The organism is Vibrio sp. 05-20-BW147 (genome assembly GCF_013369385.1).
Taxonomy (GTDB): Bacteria; Pseudomonadota; Gammaproteobacteria; order Enterobacterales; family Vibrionaceae; genus Vibrio; species Vibrio floridensis.
On record NZ_SZTO01000018.1, the window covers coordinates 65385 to 86945 of the forward strand.

Genomic DNA, 21561 nt, shown 5'->3' on the forward strand with positions numbered 1-21561 from the left:
ATGACAATGAGCGAATACAAAAACAGCAGCGAATCGCTGCTGTTTTTGTTTATGTCAAGTTCAGACCTTAAGCGGCCCCTTGCTGATGTTCGGCTTTGCGCTTGTGTTTGCGATACTTTGGATGAGTAATCGGAATCGCTGAAAGCAGTGTTTTGGTGTAATCGTTTTGTGGGTTGGCGTACACCTCTTTGGCACTGCCCTCTTCGACCACTTTACCGAAGTACATCACTGCCACTTTGTCGGAGACGTGTTTCACCACCGACAGATCGTGCGAAATGAAAATGATCGCCAAATTCATCTCTTGCTGAAGCTGCAGCAATAAATTGAGGATCTGTGCTTGCACAGAGACATCCAACGCAGAAACGGACTCATCACAAATCAGTAACTTGGGTTTGAGTGCAATGGCGCGTGCAATACCAATACGCTGACGCTGGCCACCAGAAAATTCGTGTGGATAGCGATTGACGGCTTCTGCGGGCAAGCCCACTTTCACCAGTAGCTCTTTCACCCACGTTTTACGCTCTTCCGGTGTACCGACCTTATGGATGATGAAAGGCTCTTCCAAAATCATACCAATGGTATGACGCTGATTGAGCGACTCCATCGGATCTTGGAAAACAATCTGCATCTCTTTGCGCAGCGGGCGCATTTCTTTAGCGGAAAGTTTGGTGATATCACGCCCTTCAAAGAAAATGCTTCCTTCCGTTGGCTCATACAGTTTGAGCAGCGTACGCCCTAAGGTGCTTTTGCCACAACCCGACTCACCAACCAAACCTAAGGTTTCCCCTTGGTTCACTGACAAACTGACGCCATCCACCGCTTTCACAGTATAACCTTTACGAAACAGACCTTTGCCTGAGACAAAATGCTGCTTGAGGTTTTCAATCCTTAATACTTCTTTACTCATCCTGAATTCCTTAGCTCGCCCGACTCGGCTCAAACATGCTGCTATCAATCGGCTTAATGTCGATCAACTGCTTCGGTTCACTATCCAAACTCGGCATCAAACCCATTAGTCTTTCTGTGTAGGGGTGTTTGGGGTGATCAAACAGCTCAAAAATTTCGGCGTATTCAACAATTCGTCCACCGTACATCACCGCGACGTCATCACACACTTCCGCTACCACACCCAGATCGTGCGTAATAAAGATCATCGCCATCCCGGTTTCTTGCTGTAACTCGTTCATCAGTTCCAAAATGGATGCCTGAACGGTCACGTCCAACGCGGTGGTTGGCTCATCACAGATCAAAATATCCGGTTTACACGCGAGTGCCATCGCAATCATCACGCGTTGGCGCATGCCACCGGAAAGGTTGTGCGGGTACTCATTGAGACGCTTCTCTGGCAGTGGAATTTTCACTTTTTTTAGCATTTCAAGAGCGTATTCGTTACGCGCACGTTTATCCAGATCAGGACGATGCAGTTCCAAGACTTCATTGATCTGGCGACCCACGGTATGGACAGGGTTGAGGGCCGTCATCGGATCTTGGAAAATAATGGAGATACGATCCCCTCTCATCGCGTACATCTGTTCCGCAGGCAAGGTCACCAGATCTGTGCCACGATACAGCACCTGACCATTGACGATTTGGCCATACGGCTTTGGCAATAACCCCATGATCGACATGGAGGTGACACTCTTGCCACTGCCAGACTCACCCACCAATCCCAAAGTACGCCCTGCTCGCACGTCAAAATTGACGCCGTGCAAAACCTTAACCGGGCCATCATCGGTCATGAAAGAGACCTCAAGGTCTCTCACACTCAGAATCACATCATCCTGCATTGCTCTTCCTTCCTTGCCGCCAACTTATAATTTATAGGTGTCATCAATAATGGTGACAGGCGCAAAGGCTTTGTTGGATTTCACCGCTTTTTCGGTTTCTTTCTTGACGTCTTTATCAATCCAGAAGGTTCCCAAACCAATCGCACCACCGCTGGTAAACAGCACTTCTGACTTCTTGGTCATCGCTGCTTTTGGGTACTTCAACCAACGCCAGTAGCCCACTCGGGTATAAGGCACCATGTAGCCAGGGACAATCACGTTTGCATCGGTGACAATCTGCTGAATTTGATGCGAGTAGTTGTACTTCTTCTCTAAATCAAACTCGTTTTTGTATGCCATGATCAGCTCATCAAGTTCAGGCGTGCTAAAGTTGGTGTGGTTGTTGGTTTGTGGGCGATTCGCATTGGCAGAATGGAAGTATTCCCAGTAAGCCGGTACATCAGAGGTGCCCATGTCTAAGAAGGCCAATTCATGTTTCTTCTCAAGAATAAACTTAAATGCCGAAGACCCATCCACCAATTTGAGTTCAAACTCAAGGCCTGCCTTCTTCGCCTGCTCTTTCAAATAAGCAATACGCGGGGTGTGATGAGCAAAACCGTAAGTAATGGCGAAACTAAGGCGCTGCCCCTTGTCGTTGACACGCACACCATCTGATCCAATTTGACTAAAACCGGCCGCTTCAAAGTAACGAATGGCCAACTCAGGATCGAACTTCGGCGCAACCGGATTCGGTAAGTCATACTTACCATGCCCCGCACCCAGCGCATGAGGTTTACGTGAGTAGTCGCCACGAGTGATCTTCTCGATCATGCCGTCGTAGTCACTGGCATGCATGATCCCTTTACGCACATTGAGATCATCTAACAAAGGAGTGGAGACATTCATCCAAAGGCCACCCGCACCTTGTGGTGTTTGGTTATAACCCCAGAATTTCTCTATATAACCTTTCTGATAAGGTTCGGTGTTCGATTTGTCGTGCCATAGGTCAGGCAGGATCAATGCAAACGTATCCAAGTCACCTTTTTCAAAGTGCTTCATCGCAATATCGTTATCACGGATCACCGTAATGCGAATCTTATCCACGTTGTAACGATGCTGGTAATACTTGTTGCTGTAACCCCACCAATCTTGGCCAACATGGTTAAAGGTGACACTTTTACCTTTCTTGATGTCATCAAGGTAGTAAGCACTGGTGGTCGGTTCTGACTTGAAGTTGTATTTACGCACGAAATTATCGTCGATACCGTCACCATTCTCATCTTTGCTCGGGTTGGCATAGAAATGTGCAGGACGTGGGCGAAGCGCACCTAGGGTATAAAGCAGATCTTCTTGGTTTTTTTCAACTTTGCTTACCGCCGCGAAGGTGTGCTGATCAATTTTCTGCACATCCTCAATCACGTTGGTGTAGTACTCGTTGTACCAAGGTGCCACCAAGTCTTTTGAGCGGTAAAACTTGAGCATAAAAACAAAATCGTCCGCTGTGACTGGCTTACCGTCAGACCATTTAGCCTTCGGATTGAGTTTAAAATAGACCGTGCGTTTATCATCAGCGAATGCCCATTCGTTGGCTAACGCAGGGATCCACTCTAGCGTGTTTGGATGTTGATCAACCAGTGCTGGCGTTTCATCCAGAATGAACGAACGCAATCCCGAGTTAGAATCTGGCCCTACACTGCGCAAGGTTTGTGGGAAGCTTGAGATGTGAGTACGAAAAGTACCACCGAATTTTGCCTCAGAAGAAGCAAACAATGGCTCATCCCAATTCGTTTGCCACTGCACATCCGCAGGTAAACTCGCTGCGTAGAGGCTGGTACTCATCAGCGATAACGCTGTGGTTAATAATGTTTTTTTCATCTGTATGTCCCTATATTATCCGTTCCAACAGTATTGACTATTTAAACGTAGCGGGTGAATTTTTTCGGATCAAATGCGGCGCGAATCGCTTCACCAATGAAGGTCACCATAACAAGCACTGCGACGATAGAAGTCACCACTGACGCCACAATCCAAGGAGAATCAAGATTGGATTTCCCTTGTTGCAGCAACTCGCCCCAACTTGGCGTTGGTGGCATCAGCCCTAGACCAAGGTAATCCAATGCTGTTAAAGCCGTAATGTTTGCAGCAATAGTAAACGGCGCTAAGGTTACGATCATCACCATGGTATTTGGCAAGATGTGTTGAAAAAGAATGCGAGCGGTTGATGCACCCAGCGCTTTCGCTGCTAATACATATTCACGTGCGGACTCTTTGTACGTCATGGTGCGCATGTACCAAGTCATCCCCATCCAACCAAACAATACGTTGATCCCCACAAACAAAGCAAAAGTGGGTTGAACAATCGATACCAAGATCATAATGACGTACAAAAACGGCACCATTGACCAGATCTCAATCAGTCGCTGTACAAACAGGTCAAACTTGCCGCCCCAGTAGCCCATTGCACAGCCCACAGCGGTGCCAATGGTATAGGAAATGGCCATCGTCAGCAGAGCAAAGCCCATTGCCGTTCTAAATCCGTACACTAAGCGAGCTAAAATATCTCGCCCAATCACATCCGTGCCAAGATAGTGCTTGGACTCTGCATTCGGCGCGGTAGGCGGGAAATCACCAGAAAAATCCTGCTCGTAAGGGTTCCACGGCACAATTGGCATGATGACAAAGTTGCCATTGTCTTGCGCAGCAAACTGCTTTTGCAAATCGCGATAGTTGGCTTCACCCGCAGAATCCTGACCAAACTCCGTCCCACTGCGAACATCACTGATCACAGGGAAGAAATAACTTCCCTCATATTTCACCACCAGCGCTTTGCTGTTAATCAGCAGTTCCGCAAACAGCGACAGCACCAACATGATGGACAAAATAATAAATGACCAGTAGCCACGCTTAATCGCTTTAAAGCTACGAATTTTCTTTTGAGTTAAAGGGCTTACGTTAATCATATTAAGCTCCAAACTTCACGCGAGGGTCAACCAGTGCCACACAAATGTCGGAAATAATATTACCCAACAGAAGAAGTACCGCATTAATAGCAACAATGCCCATTACAACCGGATAATCGCGTTCGATGATCGACTCATAGCCTAATAAGCCAATACCATCGATATTGAAAATAACTTCAATCAAAAACGCTCCGGTCATAAAGAAGAGTAACGAGTTACCAAAATGGCTAGCGATAGGAATTAAACTATTGCGCAAAGCGTGTTTACGGACTGCGGTTTTAAATGGCAAACCTTTCGCAATGGCGGTACGAATATAATCGGATGACAAATTTTCCATTAAGTTATTTTTCATCGTCAGCGTCAGTGTGGCGAAGTCACCAATTAAATAACAGATAAGTGGTAGCACCGCATGCCACATGACGTCTTTGGCACGTTCAAAAAACGTTTCCAAATCATCGAAATCATCGCCGACAAAGCCCCCCATCGGGAACCACTCTAAATGGTAAGAAAAGAGTGTGATCAGCAGAACACCCACCACGTAACCAGGCAGCGCATAACCAATAAAAATCAAGATGGAGGAGGCAGAATCAAACACCGACCCATGTCGAAGCGCCTTGTAATAGCCCAGCGGAATAGAGATAAAATAGCTGATAAAAAAGGTCATTCCACCGTAGAAAAGCGAGACGGGAAGGCGCTCTGCGATCATGTCACCGACCGGTTCGTAGTAACGCGTGGATTCACCAAAATCCAGCATGACCAGCTTACTCAACCAATCAATATAAGCCTCTACGACAGGTTTATCCAAGCCATAGAAAGCGTTGAGCTCCGCCATTTGCTCTTCAGACAGAGCAGAATTGCCACCTGCGGTCGTCATCGCTGCAGCACCGTCGCCTTGTGCCTGCATTTTAGACAGCATGCGTTCAACTGGACCACCAGGAACAAAACGGGTAATGGCAAAAATAAGGATAGTAATTCCCAAAAAAGTCGGAATTACAAGCGCCAGTCGGCGCAGAAAATAGGACAGCATATACAACTACTCCATGTTCACTGTCTAGAAAAGCAAAGGATCTCTATCACTTCGTTTTACTAAGTGAATGTGCAAACCTCTCAGCAGACAATTTACGTTCACGAAACGCATGTTTCTCGACGTATTGTTCTTCCTGAACAATCTCAATAACGGTCTTATGACCAGTCAGCGAGATAATGAGCGACATATTTATCTCGAATGAATCAAAGCATCAAGTATTTCTGAAAAAAACGTAACAAATAACCGAGAACATCGAAAATAATTGATCTATTTCGTAAGAAATTCTTACTAAGTTAATTATTAATACCACAGCATGATAAGCGGTAAAATATAGAGATCAATGCGAACAACATTGAATACTCATTTTATTCGTATGGCATAACATATCCCTACCATAACCCCATTTCAGCAGCGTATTAAAGAAGCGCGTTCTGTTTTATTTCGCTTTCCTACTCTCTTGCGCAATCACTGGGCGATTCTGGCTAGCTCTCTGAACTTCAACTGGTAACCACCCGCGGTTCGTGATACTCTTCGCCTCCATTTTTTCTGGCCGAAAAGTCATCAACTGATGAGTTCATCACGGCCAGTGCTATCTTTTAGTAGTGGCAGATATTCCCTATCCGCTCTCAATCCAAACCAAACGTGGACTAAAACAGATGGGCAAAGGTACTCTTTATATCGTCTCTGCGCCAAGTGGTGCAGGCAAATCCAGTCTAATCTCCGCGATGCTGGAAAAAAATCCGACTTACGCAATGAAAGTATCGGTCTCTCACACTACTCGTGGTATGCGCCCTGGCGAACAAGACGGCGTGCACTACCATTTTGTGGAGAAAGAGCATTTTGAAGAGCTGATTGCAAAAGGTGAATTTCTGGAATACGCAGAAGTGTTTGGTAACTACTACGGCACCTCACGTGTTTGGATTGAAAACACCCTAGATAAAGGCATTGATGTTTTTCTCGATATCGACTGGCAAGGCGCTCGCCAAATTCGTGAGCAAATGCCACACGCCAAAAGCATCTTTATCTTACCACCATCCAATGGTGAGCTTGAGCGCCGCTTAAACACGCGCGGTCAAGACAGCGAAGCGGTGATTGCTAAACGCATGGCGGAAGCAAAGTCCGAAATTTCGCACTACAACGAATACGATTACGTGATCATCAATGATGATTTCGATACTGCTTTGATGGACTTTAAAGCCATTATCCGAGCAGAAAGATTGAAGCAAGACAAACAAGCTGCTAAATATAGCGGTATGCTTGACGCGCTTTTAGCAGAATAAGCCCCCAGAAAGCATTCTGTGGCACTAATAATACAACTCAAGGTAGCTCAAGCTAGACACTGAGAACTGAGAGCCTGTATACTTTCTCGTCATTCAAAAAATTTAGTTAACTAATTTGGAGTTCTCATGGCACGCGTAACTGTTCAAGACGCTGTTGAAAAAGTTGGCAACCGTTTCGACTTGGTTCTGATTGCGGCTCGCCGCGCTCGTCAAATGCAAACTGGCGGCAAAGATTCACTAGTGCCGGAAGAGAATGATAAGCCAACCGTTATCGCACTGCGCGAAATCGAAGAAGGCCTTATCACTAAAGATGTACTTGATGCACGTGAGCGTCAAGAACAGCAAGAACAAGAAGCAGCTGAATTAGCGGCCGTTAGCAGCATCGCTCGCAACCGTTAATTCGCCTTAAAACACAACATCCCGGGCCCATAATTTGTATCTATTCGATAGCCTCAAAGACGTTGCCCAAGAATACCTTACAGAGCCTCAACTAGAGGCTCTGCGTCAATCTTATGTGGTAGCGCGAGATGCCCATGAAGGGCAAACCCGCTCAAGCGGTGAACCGTATATCATCCACCCAGTCGCGGTGGCGCGCATTCTGGCCGACATGCGCCTGGATGTTGAAACTCTACAAGCAGCGTTACTCCATGATGTCATTGAAGATTGTGACGTCAGCAAAGAAGATCTCGAAGCACAATTTGGCCATACGGTGGCGGAATTGGTTGATGGGGTTTCCAAGCTGGATAAGCTGAAATTTCGCGATCGCAAAGAAGCACAGGCGGAAAACTTCCGCAAAATGGTGCTGGCGATGGTGCAAGATATTCGCGTTATCCTGATCAAACTGGCCGACCGCACTCACAACATGCGCACCTTGGGCGCACTTCGACCAGACAAAAAACGCCGTATCGCACGCGAAACTCTAGAGATTTATTCTCCACTGGCGCATCGCCTTGGTATCCACAATATTAAAACCGAATTGGAAGAGCTCGGCTTTGAAGCCCTCTATCCCAATCGCTACCGCGTGTTAAAAGAAGTCGTTCGATCTGCACGTGGTAACCGCAAAGAGATGATCCAACGTATCCACAGTGAAATTGAAGGCCGCTTGCAAGAAGTGGGTTTGAAAGCTCGCGTAGTCGGTCGTGAAAAGAATCTTTTTTCCATCTACAACAAGATGAAAACCAAAGAGCAACGTTTTCACACCATCATGGATATTTACGCGTTTCGTGTCGTGGTCGATACGGCCGACACTTGCTATCGCGTACTCGGTCAGGTGCACAGCTTGTACAAGCCTCGTCCTGGTCGTATGAAAGATTACATCGCAGTCCCCAAAGCCAATGGCTACCAATCGCTGCATACCTCGATGGTTGGCCCTCATGGCGTTCCAGTGGAAGTGCAAATCCGCACCGAAGACATGGACCAAATGGCGGACAAAGGGGTTGCGGCACATTGGTCTTATAAGGGTAATGGCGAACGCACTGGCACCACGGCGCAAGTGAAGGCGCAACGCTGGATGCAAAGCTTGCTGGAACTTCAACAAAGCGCAGGTAACTCCTTCGAATTCATCGAGAACGTTAAATCAGATCTCTTCCCAGATGAGATTTACGTCTTCACACCGAAAGGCCGCATTGTTGAACTGCCTGTCGGGGCAACGGCGGTGGATTTTGCCTATGCCGTGCATACCGATGTCGGTAATACCTGCGTTGGTGCACGTGTCGATCGCAATCCATACCCACTGAGCAAAGCGCTGAAAAATGGCCAAACCATTGAAATCATCAGTGCGCCAGGTGCTCGTCCTAACGCAGCTTGGCTCAACTATGTGGTGACTTCTCGTGCACGTACTAAGATTCGCCAAGTGCTGAAAACCATGCGTCGTGAAGAGTCGGTGACGCTGGGTCGCCGTTTGTTGAATCATGCGCTCGGTGAGCACTCACTTGCCGACATCAGCCCAGAAAATCTCAACCATGTCTTGAGCGATCTCAAAATCCAATCTTTGGATGATCTGCTTGCCGCCATCGGCTTGGGTGAGCGTATGAGTATCGTGATTGCGCGCCGTTTGTTAGGTGATGCAGACGAGCTCACCGAACTTCGTTCAAGCGACAGCAAGAACAAGAAGAAGCTACCAATTCGTGGTTCGGAAGGATTACTGCTGACGTTTGCCAACTGTTGTCATCCCATCCCAGATGATCACATCATTGCCCATGTGTCACCCGGCAGAGGCTTGGTGGTTCACCGTGAGACCTGTCCAAACGTACGTGGCTACCAACGCGAGCCCGACAAGTACATGGCGGTGGCATGGTCAGACGATTACGATCAAGAGTTCATCGCGGAACTTAAAGTCGACATGCTCAATCATCAAGGTGCCTTGGCAGAGCTGACTAACGTGATTTCCAAAACCGGTTCAAACATCCATGGCTTATCGACTGAAGAGCGTGATGGCCGCTTGTATACCGTGACGGTGCTGCTGACCACCAAAGATCGTGTGCATCTTGCAGGCATCATGAAGAAGATTCGCGTCATGCCATCTTGTTCACGCGTGCGTCGCCGCAAGAACTGATCACCGCATTCGATCGCTTTTCATCGCCCTTGAAATCAAGGTTTCAAGGGCTTTTTATTTTTATCAGAAAGCCAAATTCAAAATGTTATGAATGAAGAACGTTATCAGAGAATCCAACAAGTTTTAAAAGCGCGTCAAACCGATCTCACCCTGTGCCTTGAAGAAGTGCATAAACCCAATAATGTGTCAGCGATGATCCGCACTGCCGATGCCACGGGATTGCACAAAGTGCATGCTGTGTGGCCCACCGAACAGATGAAGACATTGAAAAACACCTCTGCCGGTGCAAGAAACTGGGTGGAAGTGGATACGCATGATTCCATCGCAGACGCCGTGAGCGCTTTAAAAGCACAAGGCATGCAAGTGTTGGTGACCAACCTCTCTGATAGCGCCGTCGATTTTCGCCAAATCGATTACACCCAACCGACCGCCATCATTTTGGGCAGCGAAAAGATTGGCGTTTCTGAGCAAGCCAAGGCGCTGGCGGATCAAGACATCATTATTCCTATGGTGGGCATGGTGCAATCCCTTAACGTTTCGGTGGCTTGCGCGGTGATTCTGTATGAAGCGCAGCGCCAACGTGAAGCCGCGGGTATGTACCAAAACGACGAAAGCTCGATTGATGCCGAAACCATCAACCGCATTTTGTTTGAGCGTGGCCACCCGGTGTTGGCTAAAGTCGCCAAACGCAAAGGACTCGCTTACCCACCCCTAGATGATGCCGGACAAATTGTTGCGGATCCTGCGTGGTGGGCAGACATGCAAAAGAAATAGTCGTTATCTAGTTTTCTAGTTATCTAGTTTTCTAGTTTTCTAGTTTTCTAGAGCCTATTTTTTCCTGTACAAAAACACAGCCTAATGGTTAACATAACGCTATGTTTATCATTGTCTTGAGGCCAATATGTCTGCCCAACTGTTATCTGCTATCCCCCTCACGTCCCTCAGTGGGGTCGGTGCTAAGGTGGCTGAAAAACTGGAGAAAATTGGCCTAAGCAGCGTGCAAGACCTGCTTTTTCACTTGCCACTTCGTTACGAAGACCGCACCCGCATCTACCCGATTGCCAAATTGCATGCCGGATTGTGGGCCGCTGTGCAGGGCCATGTGATGCAAGTGGATACCTTGTTTGGTAAACGCAAGATGTTGACGGTGAAGCTCAGTGACGGGAATGGCACCATCACGTTGCGTTTTTTCAACTTTACCGCGGCAATGAAAAACAATTTTGCTGAAGGTAAGTTAGTACACGCTTACGGCGAAATTAAGCGCGGTAATATGGGGCTGGAGATCGTTCACCCAGACTACAAGTTTTTCGCCCCAACGCAAAAGCCCGATGTGGAACAGAGCTTAACGCCTGTTTATCCTACCACCGATGGCTTAAGGCAAATCACGCTGCGTAACCTCACAGACCAAGCCCTCGCCCTGCTCGATAAAGCCGCGGTTCAAGAGTTACTTCCTGCCGGGTTGTATGACCAACAACTGACCATGGGGCAAGCGCTGCACATTATCCATCGTCCTTCGCCGGAGATTAATCTGGAACTGTTCGACGAAGGGAAGCACCCTGCCCAAGTTCGCTTAATTATGGAAGAGTTGCTGGCTCAGAACTTATCCATGCTCGCCGTGCGCAGCAAAGGTCAGCAAGATGTCGCGCTGCCACTTCCCCCCGTCCACCAGCTTAAACAGCAGCTGTTAGCCCAACTGCCTTTTTCACCGACCAATGCCCAAGCGCGAGTGGTGCAAGAGATTGAAGAAGATTTGCAAAAAGCGCATCCGATGATGCGTTTGGTGCAAGGGGATGTTGGCTCGGGCAAAACCTTAGTGGCAGCCTTGGCCGCGGTACGCGCTATCGAACATGGCTACCAAGTGGCGCTGATGGCGCCCACCGAACTGTTGGCCGAGCAGCACGCGATCAACTTCGCCAATTGGTTTGAAAAAATGGGCATTCCCGTTGGCTGGCTCGCAGGCAAGCTCAAAGGCAAAGCCAAAGAAGCCGAATTAGCCCGCATTGCCAGTGGCGAAGCCAAAATGGTGGTCGGGACACATGCGCTGTTCCAAGAACACGTGGTGTTTGACCATCTTGCTCTTGTGATCATTGATGAACAGCACCGCTTTGGCGTACATCAACGCTTGGAACTGCGCGAAAAAGGCGCCAAACAAGGCGCTTACCCACATCAACTGATCATGACTGCTACTCCGATCCCTCGCACATTGGCCATGACCGCCTATGCCGATTTGGAAACATCGGTGATCGACGAGTTACCGCCGGGACGAACCCCGATCCAAACCGTCGCGATTCCCGACACCAAACGCGAGGACATTGTCGAGCGTATTCGTCATGCCTGCCTCAATGAGGGTAAGCAGGCGTATTGGGTCTGTACCCTGATTGATGAATCGGAAGTATTGGAAGCCCAAGCGGCAGCAGACACTGCCGAAGAGCTGCAACGTAAATTGCCTGATGTTCGCATTGGTTTGGTGCATGGCCGAATGAAACCAGCTGAAAAACAAGCGGTGATGCAAGCGTTCAAAAACAATGAATTGCATCTTTTGGTGGCCACCACAGTGATCGAAGTCGGGGTCGATGTGCCCAACGCCAGCTTGATGATCATCGAAAACCCAGAGCGCTTGGGTCTAGCACAATTGCACCAGTTGCGCGGTCGCGTCGGTCGAGGCTCGGTAGCAAGCCACTGCGTATTGCTCTATCACGCTCCGCTGTCCAAAACAGCGCAAAAGCGCCTCTCGGTGCTGCGCGAAAGTAACGATGGTTTTGTCATTGCTCAGCGCGATCTTGAGATCCGCGGGCCAGGTGAGCTGCTCGGCACCAAACAAACTGGCCTGGCGGATTTCAAAATTGCCGATCTCGTCCGCGATCAGCGCCTTATCCCCGAAGTTCAGCGCGCCGCACGCTACATTCACCACAATTACCCACAAAATGCCGCCGCGATTATTGAACGCTGGTTGGGCGAGCGTGATATTTATTCTAAGGCGTGATCCACGCCTTTCATTGACCATCTTCTCTTCGCTCCCTGTCGAATCCATCATCCTGTTTCGTCAACAGAAAATAGCAAACGATTGCTTTTTAGAATAATCGCCCTATAATGCCGCACAAATTGTGAGGATGACTTTTCTCACCTTCCCAACCAGAGCGGATTTCTGAGTAACAGCAATCACAGATGATGACATCCGTTCACCTTGGCCTCCCATTCAGCGAGCGCTAAGTCTGCGTACAACAATTAGGAACATACCATGACAACGCCGAACCCGACGCGTAAAACGGATCTGATCTATCAACTCAACGATCGTCCACCTTTGCCTCAAACTTTGTTTGCTGCACTGCAGCACTTGCTGGCGATGTTTGTCGCTGTGATCACCCCATCCTTGATTATTTGCCAAGCGCTTGGCGTGTCTGCCGAACAAACCAACACCATCATCAGCATGTCGCTGTTTGCTTCGGGCATTTCTTCCTTTATTCAAATCCGCACTTTTGGTCCGATTGGTTCTGGGCTGCTGTCTGTACAAGGCACCAGTTTTAACTTCTTAGGTCCGATTATCGGAGCTGGTTTAGCGCTGAAGGCAGGCGGTGCCAGCGTTGAGAGCATGATGGCGGCGATTTTTGGCACCATTTTGGTTGCCTCGTTTGCAGAGATTCTCCTTTCGCGCGTGCTGGAATACGCGCGTCGCATCATTACGCCATTGGTTTCTGGTATCGTCGTAACTTTAATTGGTTTAACCCTGATTCAAGTCGGCTTGGTATCGATGGGCGGCGGCTACGCGGCCCTGGGCGATGGCACTTTTGGCAGCCTCGATAAGTTGGCGCTGGCGGGCACCGTACTGGGCCTGATTGTGTTACTCAATCGCGCCAAAAACCCTTACGTACGCGTGGCGTCGATTGTGATTGCCATGTTGGTGGGCTATGTCATGGCCTACTTCATGGGCATGGTAGACACTCGCCAAGCCAGCAGCAGTGCACTGATTGCCTTGCCAATCCCGATGCAGTTTGGTCTGAGTTTCGACTGGTCGCTGTTTATTCCACTGGTTCTGATTTTCCTCATCACCGCGCTGGAAGCCATTGGTGATATTACCGCCACCTCGGAAGTGTCTGGCGAACCAGTCAAAGGCCCGGTGTACATGAAACGCATTAAAGGCGGCGTATTGGCCGACGGTCTGAACTCGGCATTAGCGGCGGTATTCAATAGTTTTCCGAACTCCACTTTCAGCCAAAACAACGGTGTGATCTTGCTAACGGGTGTAGCAAGCCGCTACGTCGGTTACTTCATCGCAGGCATGTTGGTACTGCTTGGGCTGTTCCCTGGCGTGGCTGGTTTTGTTCAGTTGATTCCGGAACCAGTTTTAGGCGGTGCAACCATCGTGATGTTCGGCACCATCGCCGCTGCAGGTGTGCGCATCATTTCTCGTGTTGACCTCGATCGCCGTGCCATTCTCATCATGGCCCTGTCGTTCTCGATGGGTTTAGGTATTGCGCAAAAACCGGAGATTTTGCAGTTTATGCCTGAGTTCATTAAGAGCATTTTCTCTTCCGGCGTTGCGGCTGGCGGCATTACCGCGATTGTGCTTAACCTTCTTCTGCCTGAAAAGCTTCAGGACGAAGAAGAGGAAAAGGCGCACGAGCCCGCGATTACAAAGCGTTAATCTGCACAAAGAAAAAGGGTTGCCGACTGTGGCAACCCTTTTTAACCCAATTGACTCTGACCCGTCCTAAATAGGGTTACGACTAACGTTCGCTGGTCGGAAAGCTCAACTGTACTTTGAGCCCACCTTCGCTGCGGTTGTTCACCACCACCGAGCCGTGATGCTGGCTGACAATACGTTTGACAATGGCCAGCCCTAAGCCGGTTCCTTCGCTACCACGAGCCGTATCGCCACGGGTGAAAGGTTCAAACAACTTCGCCACTTGTGATTTTTCAATCCCTGGGCCGTTATCTTCCACACACACCCACACCAACTTGCTGTCTGCGGTCATCCCCGTGCTGATTTTCACCCATCCATTACCGTAACGCAGTGCATTGACCACTAAGTTGCTCACGGCACGCTTAATCGCAATCGGGCTGCCAAAAGCGGCGCGAATCGAAGGCTGGAAGGCGGTCTCAATCTGCACTTCGTAACCCCCTTCAGAGCTCGCCACATCCCCAGAAATACCATTGATGTCGACCTCGGTGAAACTTTGCGTATTCACCGGTTTGAGGTAGTCCATAAACTGGCTGATGATCTCATTACACTCTTCAGTATCACTGATGATCCCTTCCGCTAAATAGCTGTCTTCTGGTGACATCATTTCAGTCGCAAGGCGAATTCGTGTTAACGGCGTTCTTAAATCATGGCTAATACCCGCCATCAACAACGCACGGTCAGCTTCCAACTCTTGAATGCCGCGAGACATTTGATTGAACGCGCGCGTCACCGCACGGATCTCTGTGGCCCCTTTTTCTGGCAGCGGTGGCGGGATTTCCCCTCGACCGACTTCCTTGGCCGCCTTCTCCAGCGCGATGAGTGGCCGGTTTTGTAAACGGATAAACAGCCAACCACCAGCGATGATCAACAGCGCCACAATCAAACTGTTGCGAAACAGTGGAGCGAAATCTTCTTCTTGCAGTTCAGAGAGCGGAATGCGGATCAGTGAGCCTGGAAGCGCGTCAATTTTCATCCACAAAATGTAGCTTTCGCTGCCCAACAGCAGACGCACTTCGGTTGGCGAACCAAGCTCGTGAGTCATCTCTTCACTCATCAAATCGATGGTCATCGCATGGTCAAACTCTCGCGTTTGATCACTGTCCATGCTATGTACCGTCACTCCTAGCTGCTCCAACATCTGTCGACGTAAAGGACCATCTGCCTTCAAATCGCTGTCTTCATCCAGCACTAGGTTTAACTCATGGGCAAGGATCTTATTGAACTGTTGCAAACTGGGCATCAATGCGTAATTAAAGACGGCGTAATACGAGAACACCTGACTGGCGAGCAGTAACGTAATGAAAATGAAAATGGATTGGGTAAAAGAACTACGAAAACGCATCAAGGACCTCGGCAGCTAGGTAGAGTACGAAAGTAGAATAAACAACAATCCCTGGTCAAAGCCAGGGATTGGGGAGAAATCGTCAGATTAAGTTAAGCTTGCTTACCGTCGGGAACAAAGACATAACCTAAGCCCCATACGGTTTGAATGTAGCGAGGCTTGCTTGGGTCCTCTTCCAACATGCGACGCAGACGAGAGATCTGCACATCAATGGAACGTTCCATCGCGGAGTATTCACGCCCGCGTGCCATGTTCATCAACTTGTCACGCGACATCGGTTCACGCGCATTGGTCACCAATGATTTTAGCACCGCGAATTCACCCGAAGTGAGGGGCATCGGCTCATCACCACGGAACATCTCACGAGTGCCCAAGTTCAGACGAAACTCACCAAACTCAACCACTTTCTCTTCTGCGCTTGGTGCGCCTGGCAGCTCGATGGTTTGACGGCGCAGCACCGCTTTAATACGTGCTAACAGCTCGCGCGGGTTGAATGGTTTTGGCAGGTAATCGTCCGCACCCACTTCTAAACCCACGATGCGGTCAACCTCATCCCCTTTTGCTGTTAGCATCAGGATAGGCAACATGTTATTGGCATTACGCAAACGGCGGCAGATCGACAAACCGTCTTCGCCCGGCAGCATTAAATCCAGTACCATTAAGTGGAAGTTTTCGCGGGTCAGTAGGCGATCCATCTGTTCTCCATTGGCGACACTGCGCACTTGGAAACCTTGCTCTGACAAATAGCGTTCTAATAACGCACGCAAGCGAGCATCATCATCGACTACTAAAACTTTAAAATTCTCTTGCATGGGTTCGTCCACCTATTTCCTAAGCTTCCACCAAATTTGGTTCGGTAAAATGTAACACCAATCATTCTAATGTGGCGCAAAGAATTGTTAATCTTTATTACTTTTTAGCTTATGCACCACAAGGTTGCAACGTTACACATCACTAATCGTTGAGATAAAACAAACCCGCACAAGGCGGGTTTGATGTCTCAACTAAAATAGCGTTAGTTACATGGCGCAACGAACTGCCAAGGACCACCCTGATCGGGTCTATCATTATTGGTCCACCATTTCGCTTGGTAGATGTTTCCTTGATAAACCGCTTGATCGCCGCCAACATACACTTGTCCTGCAACCCAGTTGGCAGGACAAGCACTACCCGGTTCAAAACTCACCACCAGCGTTTGGTTTGCGGCTAAAGATGGGAATGTAAAGCTGCTCGCCACAGGTTGCGTCACACCGTTGACCACGATAGTGCTCACTTTATAGCCCGTGTCAGCAATGAAGTTCACCGTAAAGTCAGCGCCACCTTGTGCCGAGATCACGCCAGCGGCATCTGGTGTTGGCGAAATGACGCCACCCACCCCACTGACGGAAGCAGTAATTTGGTAGAACACCGGAATATCCGTAGTGACTTCATTGAAGCTTCCAGTGAAGCCTGCAAAATTACTCGCCGTCAATGCTGACAACTGAGTATTCTTGAGCACGAGGCTTTTCTTGTTGCCCTGCGCAAACGGATCTAACAGGGTTAATACTGTGTCACTTCCCGCTTGAGTCAGTTTAACTGCATTGAACGGGATCGCTTCGTTACTTGCTGTTGTGATCACCGTTTTCGCTGGATAGAAGTTATTCACCACCATCTGCACATTCCATCCCCAGCTTACGCTGTTGAGTGGAACAATATAACCAAGGCGATCGTATCCACCAGTCACGTTAACAAACATCTCTGGATTGATGTCCGCTAACGTTAAACCGACCAACTCATAAGATGCGTAGATACCACCATCTTCCGCTTGCGGTCCGATCACCACTGAAGTTGCGGTTTCGTACGCTTTCAAGTGTTTAAAGCCAATACCAGCCGATCCTTCAATCTTGTCGACCAGCGGGTCAAAACCAGTGACCACTTTCTTGCCTGAGTTCCATGCCAGTCTGTAGATATCCGATTTCGTAATCACCGCTGCTGGATTCGCTTGTACCTCAGCAGCACTCACGCCTGAAAGCAACACCGTTTGTCCTGAGAACTGCAGTTCAGTGCCCCCCGCGACCGAGGCGACAACCAAGCCAGCGAGAGGATCCGTTGCCTGCCACCCTCGTAGAATGATTTTGTCTTCACCGACAGTAAAATCAGAAATGGTCGTGTTGCTGCCCAGTTGCTCATTAAGTAGCACTTGGTCAACACCCCCACCGGTAATCACGATATCGTTGCCCAAGCCCGCAGACAGCACTTCATTGTATTGCGAACCTTCAATCACATCGTTCGCTGGGGTATCAAAAATGGTGTTAAAGCCGCCGAATTTGTGGATGTATGTGGTGATACAAGTGCCCAGTTCATCACAGGTAATTTGATCTTTGGTCAACAGTGTTGCGGTTCCCCAAGCCCCACGCAAATGCGCGGCAGCAAGGATGCCGGACATCGTGGCTTGGATTTGGATCGGGTTGCCATTGGCGTCAGTACCGGGCCAGCTTTTCGCTAACGCTTGCTCCCAAGTCACGTTGGCATCAGCAAGAAGTTTACTGATCACCTTAACGTTAAAGTGCATGGCGTCGCGCATCACCAACTCTTGCTTTTCTGGTAAACGTAAATCCGCCAGTGAGTTCACGCCATTTTTGCCAACGAACGTCCCTTCCCAGCGGTTGTTGTCAGTCACGTAAACCTTGTTACCACCAGAGCCCTCAATTTCCGCCAGAGCCTCGGTTTTACAACCAGCCCACGTCGAATCCGGCACAAACATGTAGAAACTGTCGTAATCTTTACCCGCAATCGAGACCGTTTTCGGGCTGTAGTAACCCGCATCAATCAAGACAGCCTCACCCAGTTGATAGCCAATGAATCCCCACGCGTTCATTGAGTTGTATTGCATTTGACGGAACATTTCAGCGTCCGTTGGGGTCAATGGATTGTAGAGGGTGTCCACGCCAAGCTTAGTAAAAAACTGACTGATTGTGGTTGGTTCCGAGAGCATTGAACCGGTAGAGCAATCACGAACCAATCGTCCTGGACTGGTTACCTGCGCATAGGTGTACACGGGATTATCAAGGTTTTGTAGGTAAAAATCCGCCAGAGCGGGATTGATACCCGATTCAAAGTTGCGCAATGCATCTAAGAAACCTTGGATACCACTTGAGTGGGCGGGTGTGGCCAACGCCACTGCGACAGAGGCTGTTAGCAGTGCTTTTTTCGTTGTGAACATGTTTTTCCTCGTTGAGTCATTGTTTAAGGCTCCTTGCCTTGTCCATCTCTCCCAACCACAAACCACTAGGAGTCCAACCACTGCTCGATGATGAGCAGTGGTGTATTCAGATTACCGGTGAATAAATTTCTGTTTAGGCGACGCGAATCACGGCGCAGCCTTGTGCTGGAGCTGCCTCGCCACTCAAGACACGAGCCGCAGCGGCGGCACTTTCGGGTCTTGGGGAATGCGCGCACAAATAATGCTTAACATGCGGATACTGCAATAAATCGTAGGGGCTTCGTAGCGCAAGGACGATCAGGTTAGGGAAATCCTGACTGAGCTGCTGCACCTTGGCTTGCGCTTCAACTTGCTCAAAGTCCTCCCCGGGCAATGGGTGATTTTCGGTCACCACAATCAAGTAACCATCGCGACATGCATCCAACTGTTCTTCTTTGATCAATTGCCAATTGGCGTTTTGCTCCGTTAACGCCTGACACAGGGCGCTGAAGGCGGGCAAGGCTTGGTTAGGGCCGATACCACGAGGATTCATTAAGTTGTGGTAACTTGCCGCTGGTGTCGCGTTAAGTACATAGAGTTTCTGATCACGGAGTGTCAGACCACCTCGAACCCAAGTCACCGCGCCCCGAGAAACGTCCGCTGCCACTTGTTGGTTCGCAGCAAGGGAAAGATCTTGGTACAACGCCATCGGTACCAGTTTCTCCAGTTTTAGGCGCACCACTTTCTCTAGCGCTTGATCGATCACGGATTCCGCTAAATCCCCCTGCTCAACGGCATCGATCACGCCATGAATCATCGCCAGTTGTTTGTCCAAATAAGCATCGGAGTGATCATAATGTTCTTCCGAGAGCATAATCATGGTGATCCCCGCTTGCATGGCCTTGACTGCGGCATCCACAGGCGCGTAGTGATTGACGATGGCCCCCATGTTCATGCTGTCGGAAATAATCACCCCTTCAAATCCCATGTCTTGACGTAACACTTGCTGCAATATCGTCGCAGAAAGAGTGGCTGGGGCATGAGCGTCCAGCTGTGGGTAGAGAATATGGCTGGTCATCACCAAGTCAACGCCTGCATCCACGGCCGCTTGGAATGGCGCTAAGTCGTTCAGCTTTAGATCAGCGTACGATTTATCAACGCGTGGAATATCGCGATGCGTATCACCATGGGTATCACCGTGGCCTGGGAAATGTTTGGCACACGCAGTGATGCCACCACTGTGTAAGCCTCGCACTGCGGCCGCAGAGTGGCGAGAGACTTTCTCTGGTTGATCGCCAAACGAACGGGTATCGATGATCGGTGAAGCGGGGTTGAGGTTCACATCACAACAAGGGCCAAGGATGCAGTTAAAACCGGCGCTGCGCATCTCTTGCGCAAACACTTGGTACATCTGCTCTGTGCCCATCGTTTGATCCGCCACACCCAATGCTAAGTTGCCCGGCCCGGTGGTCGACTCACCCACCAACACACCCCAAGCCCCTTCTTGATCGACGCCAAGCAGCAAAGGCAAACGCTGATGTGCCTCTAAGATGCTCTGCAACCCTTTATTGAGCGCTTGCGCCTCAGCAAAGGTTTCTGCGTTATCTTGGCTCAGGTAGCAACCACCGAGATTGTACTCCGCGATCATGTGTTGCGCCGCCTGGGCCGATTTACCCGGAAAGGCCAAAATAAACAGTTGTCCGACTTTCTCTTTCAGGCTCCACTTGGCGATCTGCTCAGTGATCTGTTGTTGGTTTACCATTGTTTGTTCTCCTTAAATTTTTATCGGCTATTTTTTGCGCAACTGTTTAATTTGCCCCATGGTGAACGTCACCGCGACAATCACGATAATCCCACGCAGGATGAGCTGCTGGTCAACGTTGAGGCCCATCAGAATCAATCCGTTATTCACCATTCCCATGATTAATGCGCCAATCACGGAGCCAATCACGGTGCCTTTGCCACCAAACAAACTGGTTCCACCGATGATCACCGCGGCAATCACCAGCATCAAATCGCTCTCACCTAAGGTATATCGTGCGCTGTACAAGCGTCCGGAGTAGAGAATGCCCGCCAAAGCGGCAAGAAAGCCATTGAGCATCAATACATAAAGTTTGATTCTATTGACGTTGATCCCTGAGTACATGGCTGACACTTTGTTGCCCCCCGTCGCCAACACATGTTTACCAAACGTAGTGTTACGCAGCACAAAGGCACCAATCACAGTGACGACCAAGGTCCAGATGAACAGCACCGAGAATGGGCCAATATCACCAGAGCCAAAAATAAAGGCGTAGGTATCGTTATCAATGGGAATGGATTGCAAAGACGTTGACCAACGCGCCACCCCGGTAATGATGCCCGTTGTCCCCAAGGTAACAAGAAATGACGGTATGCCGACCTGAGTAACAAAAATGCCATTGATAAAGCCGATCATGGTACCGACCAGCAACGCCGCCGAAACCGCCATCAAAATGCTGTCCGTCTCTTGCAGCGTTAACGCTGAGACGATCGCCGATAAGGCCACCGTCGCACCAAAGGAAAGATCGATCTCTGCCGCACTGAGCACAAAGGTCATGCCCACCGCCATAATGGCGATGGTGGCGGTTTGACGCGCGATATTCATCAAGTTCATCGAGGTCAAGAAGCCCTTATCGTGCAACATCACGGAAAAGAAGATGAAGATGCCGACAAACACAAAATAGATAATGTAGTCACGCCACTGGATGGAACGTTCTTTTGGCGCTGGGATGGTTTTTTCATTCATAAT

At 49.2% G+C, this 21561-nt stretch carries 16 protein-coding genes; 6 read left to right on the top strand and 10 right to left on the bottom strand.

The window, feature by feature from the left end; translation table 11 throughout:
- Positions 1–67: 67 nt before the first annotated feature.
- From FC652_RS15960 to FC652_RS15980, 5 genes are read right to left on the bottom strand one after another with little or no spacing between them, the layout of a single operon-like run.
- Positions 68–907, bottom strand: coding sequence for an ABC transporter ATP-binding protein (locus tag FC652_RS15960; RefSeq protein ID WP_176299374.1), 840 nt, complete (start codon positions 905–907; stop codon positions 68–70).
- Positions 908–917: 10 nt separating this feature from the next.
- Positions 918–1787, bottom strand: a complete 870-nt coding sequence (locus FC652_RS15965; protein ID WP_176299375.1) for an ABC transporter ATP-binding protein — start codon at positions 1785–1787, stop codon at positions 918–920.
- Positions 1788–1811: 24 nt separating this feature from the next.
- A complete protein-coding gene (locus FC652_RS15970; protein WP_176299376.1) occupies positions 1812–3641 on the bottom strand; it encodes an extracellular solute-binding protein in 1830 nt (609 codons plus the stop codon).
- Positions 3642–3682: 41 nt separating this feature from the next.
- The gene (locus FC652_RS15975) at positions 3683–4726 is read right to left on the bottom strand and encodes an ABC transporter permease (protein WP_176299377.1); all 1044 of its coding nucleotides are present in this window, start codon (positions 4724–4726) and stop codon (positions 3683–3685) included.
- A gap of 1 nt (position 4727) precedes the next feature.
- Positions 4728–5753: an ABC transporter permease subunit gene (locus tag FC652_RS15980; protein ID WP_176299378.1), complete on the bottom strand. Its 1026-nt coding sequence runs from the start codon at positions 5751–5753 to the stop codon at positions 4728–4730.
- A gap of 656 nt (positions 5754–6409) precedes the next feature.
- Here FC652_RS15980 and gmk point away from each other — a divergent pair.
- The 6 genes from gmk (at position 6410) to FC652_RS16010 (ending at position 14229) form a co-directional block, all read left to right on the top strand.
- Positions 6410–7033: a guanylate kinase gene (gmk, locus tag FC652_RS15985; protein WP_176299379.1), complete on the top strand. Its 624-nt coding sequence runs from the start codon at positions 6410–6412 to the stop codon at positions 7031–7033.
- 126 nt (positions 7034–7159) lie between these two features.
- Complete coding sequence (gene rpoZ / locus FC652_RS15990) at positions 7160–7432, top strand: DNA-directed RNA polymerase subunit omega (RefSeq protein ID WP_017420484.1); 273 nt, start codon at positions 7160–7162, stop codon at positions 7430–7432.
- Between the two features lie 34 nt (positions 7433–7466).
- Positions 7467–9587, top strand: a complete 2121-nt coding sequence (gene spoT, locus FC652_RS15995; protein WP_176299380.1) for a bifunctional GTP diphosphokinase/guanosine-3',5'-bis pyrophosphate 3'-pyrophosphohydrolase — start codon at positions 7467–7469, stop codon at positions 9585–9587.
- 87 nt (positions 9588–9674) lie between these two features.
- Positions 9675–10361, top strand: coding sequence for a tRNA (guanosine(18)-2'-O)-methyltransferase TrmH (gene trmH, locus FC652_RS16000; protein WP_176299381.1), 687 nt, complete (start codon positions 9675–9677; stop codon positions 10359–10361).
- Positions 10362–10488: 127 nt separating this feature from the next.
- Positions 10489–12570, top strand: a complete 2082-nt coding sequence (gene recG, locus FC652_RS16005; RefSeq protein WP_045596127.1) for an ATP-dependent DNA helicase RecG — start codon at positions 10489–10491, stop codon at positions 12568–12570.
- A 255-nt stretch (positions 12571–12825) separates the two neighbouring features.
- Positions 12826–14229 carry a uracil-xanthine permease family protein gene (locus FC652_RS16010; RefSeq protein ID WP_176299382.1) on the top strand — a complete coding sequence of 468 codons (1404 nt, stop codon included), beginning with the start codon at positions 12826–12828 and terminating at the stop codon, positions 14227–14229.
- Positions 14230–14311: 82 nt separating this feature from the next.
- Here FC652_RS16010 and envZ read toward each other — a convergent pair whose 3' ends face one another.
- The 5 genes from envZ to FC652_RS16035 all read right to left on the bottom strand — a co-directional run bounded on the left by envZ (position 14312) and on the right by FC652_RS16035 (position 21558).
- Positions 14312–15610: a two-component system sensor histidine kinase EnvZ gene (gene envZ / locus FC652_RS16015; RefSeq protein ID WP_176299383.1), complete on the bottom strand. Its 1299-nt coding sequence runs from the start codon at positions 15608–15610 to the stop codon at positions 14312–14314.
- A 92-nt stretch (positions 15611–15702) separates the two neighbouring features.
- Complete coding sequence (ompR, locus tag FC652_RS16020; RefSeq protein ID WP_176299384.1) at positions 15703–16422, bottom strand: two-component system response regulator OmpR; 720 nt, start codon at positions 16420–16422, stop codon at positions 15703–15705.
- A gap of 203 nt (positions 16423–16625) precedes the next feature.
- Complete coding sequence (locus FC652_RS16025; protein ID WP_176299385.1) at positions 16626–18812, bottom strand: carbohydrate-binding protein; 2187 nt, start codon at positions 18810–18812, stop codon at positions 16626–16628.
- A gap of 133 nt (positions 18813–18945) precedes the next feature.
- Positions 18946–20553, bottom strand: coding sequence for a glycoside hydrolase family 3 N-terminal domain-containing protein (locus tag FC652_RS16030; protein ID WP_176299386.1), 1608 nt, complete (start codon positions 20551–20553; stop codon positions 18946–18948).
- Between the two features lie 27 nt (positions 20554–20580).
- Positions 20581–21558, bottom strand: coding sequence for an ABC transporter permease (locus FC652_RS16035; protein WP_080537857.1), 978 nt, complete (start codon positions 21556–21558; stop codon positions 20581–20583).
- Between the last annotated feature and the right edge of the window lie 3 nt (positions 21559–21561).